Here is a 2,104-nt window from a genome sequence, read left to right on the forward strand (position 1 = left end):
CCCCCGGAGACGAAACCTTAGACAGGCTCGCCTTTATGGTTGTTAGGCTATGCAGAAAAGGGTTAAAACTTGAGGCGCGACCCCGTAATTTAATTCGCCATAGGAAAGCGCGCCTCCATTGATTAAGGCGAGCCTGTCTTACGGTAACTTCAAACCATGAGCGACTGCCGTGGTTTCCCCGGAGACGAAACCTTAGAGAGTGGAGCCTTTATAGTCGGCAGGTTATGGGTAAAAGGTAACGGCGCTTTTGTAATCAGGCTCCACTCTCTTACGGTAACTTCAAACCATGAGCGACTGCATCAAGACAATGTTTCGAGATTTTAAATCAGGTGGTTACAGTCTAGAAGGCTCGAAGCTGGGAGCAGAATCTCTAAGCAAGTTAATTATTTTGATAGCAATTGCCTATACTAGTGCAATCCTTCAAGGACGAGAAATCAAGAAAATGGGAATACAGAAATATGTTGTACGACCAGAAACTAAATCGCAATATCGCCGACATAGTGCTTTTTATGTTGGTCAACATCAGTATCATTGGCTGTACCTAGGGCAAATACCCGAAAAAATTGTAGAGGAACTTTTGCAAATTAACCGCCGTTGGGTCAAGCATTATAAAAAAGGTAAGCGGGCTAGGGAACAAGCCCTGTCTATGTTACAAGCTTCGTTGTCCCCCTGCTAGCTTTTCGCACAGACAAGATTAAATTGTCGAAGCTTCTTAACATCAGTTTCGTTAGGCTTCTGACCTTATTCCACTGACCGTTCTGCGTGGCACGATATATCCGTTTCCTCAGATTCTTAACATTCTTAACCACTGATTTCCAGTCAATCTGTGACCAGTCCTTAAGTTGTCCAGAGTCTCCGATAACCACAGTGGTTTCCATCTTTCAATCTCCGTTAATGTTTCAAGGAAATCGTTCATATCGTTTGAGACCTCTCAGAAGTGGGCTACCATTTTCAGGTGGTGTGATGTTGGGATGGACCCTCAACCCTTATTCCTTGCATTACACAGGGACGTTCGCTTTCTCTGACTTCCTTTACCCCCTAGGGTGTGTTTTCAAACTCGTTGTATCCTAGTAAAAACGTGATCGCAGGCAGGCTGTACTGATGAACCGAGGCGACTTGAGTAACGAACAATGGGAGAAGTTAAAACCGCTACTTCCTCCCCAAAAACCCCGAACTGGGAAGCCCAATCATGACCACCGCCTGATGGTGAATGGCATCCTCTGGATACTAAGAACCGGAGCACCGTGGCGAGACTTGCCAGAACGTTATGGAAAGTGGCAAAGCGTGGCAACACGGTTTTATCGGTGGCAAAAAGCCGGGTAGGGCAAGCAAATCTTAGAAAATCTCCAAGCCAAAGCAGATGAAGATGGAAAGCTAAATTGGCAGGTTCATTATGTAGATGGAACAGTGATACGTGCCCACCAACATGCAGCCGGTGGGAAAAAAGGGGTGAAGAAGACGAATCACGGTAGACGTTCCCGTGGTGGTTTCAGCTACCTTAATACACATACGTTGTGAAGGTTTTGGGAAACCGCTAACCTTTCTTCTAAGTCCTGGTCACAGAAACGAGTCAATTTTTTTTGAACAATTGATGGAACTTCGAGCAGTAAAGCGTTCTGGCAAAGGTCGCCCACGTATTCGCCCTCTTTGAGTAGTTGGAGATAAAGGTTACACAGGTCGTAGAATCCGTAATTACCTCCGTCGTCGTGGTATCCGTTTTACAATCCCAAGACTCTCGAATGAACTGGATCGTGGCCCATTCAACCGTGAAATCTATCGACAACGGAACCTGATAGAGCGTGCTATCAACAGACCTCTTACAGTTTCGCCGCATCGCCACCCGATACGAAAAGCTTGCTATAAATTATACAGCTATGTTAGAGATCGCATCAATTTTGTTGTGGTTATAGTTTGAAAACACGCCCTAGACGGTTAGGCTTTGATTACTCTCGGCTTACTTTCAAGTTTCGACCTCTTGAAAGAGTCTATTGGGCTTACCGTGTTTCGCTTTTGATGACCTTCGAGAAGGTTAGGGTTCGACTCATACTCCGATAGCTTTTTGGACTTCTTTGTTAGACAGCGAAACTTCTAACAACCAGCTATG

Annotated in this window: 2 protein-coding genes and 1 pseudogene; 2 read left to right on the plus strand and 1 reads right to left on the minus strand. The window is 45.3% G+C overall.

Annotation, left to right across the window (positions count from 1 at the left end; all coding sequences use genetic code 11):
• The first annotated feature begins 286 nt into the window (after nucleotides 1-286).
• Complete coding sequence (locus F6K37_RS39485; protein WP_131827096.1) at nucleotides 287-676, plus strand: hypothetical protein; 390 nt, start codon at nucleotides 287-289, stop codon at nucleotides 674-676.
• Here the strand turns inward: F6K37_RS39485 and F6K37_RS39490 are convergent.
• Nucleotides 645-878: a reverse transcriptase N-terminal domain-containing protein gene (locus tag F6K37_RS39490; RefSeq protein WP_071986980.1), complete on the minus strand. Its 234-nt coding sequence runs from the start codon at nucleotides 876-878 to the stop codon at nucleotides 645-647. The two genes, F6K37_RS39485 and F6K37_RS39490, sit on opposite strands and share 32 nt — an antisense overlap.
• A gap of 223 nt (nucleotides 879-1,101) precedes the next feature.
• Here F6K37_RS39490 and F6K37_RS39495 point away from each other — a divergent pair.
• Nucleotides 1,102-1,910, plus strand: a pseudogene (locus tag F6K37_RS39495) (IS5 family transposase).
• Nucleotides 1,911-2,104 lie beyond the last annotated feature (194 nt).

This window comes from Moorena sp. SIO4E2 (genome assembly GCF_010671945.1).
GTDB lineage: Bacteria > Cyanobacteriota > Cyanobacteriia > Cyanobacteriales > Coleofasciculaceae > Moorena > Moorena producens.

What these genes read in the sequence shown, in the direction of transcription:
- F6K37_RS39485 (WP_131827096.1), top strand. Translation starts at nt 287, where the DNA reads ATGAGCGACTGCATCAAGACAATGTTTCGAGATTTTAAATCAGGTGGT.
- F6K37_RS39490 (WP_071986980.1), bottom strand. Translation starts at nt 878, where the DNA reads ATGGAAACCACTGTGGTTATCGGAGACTCTGGACAACTTAAGGACTGG.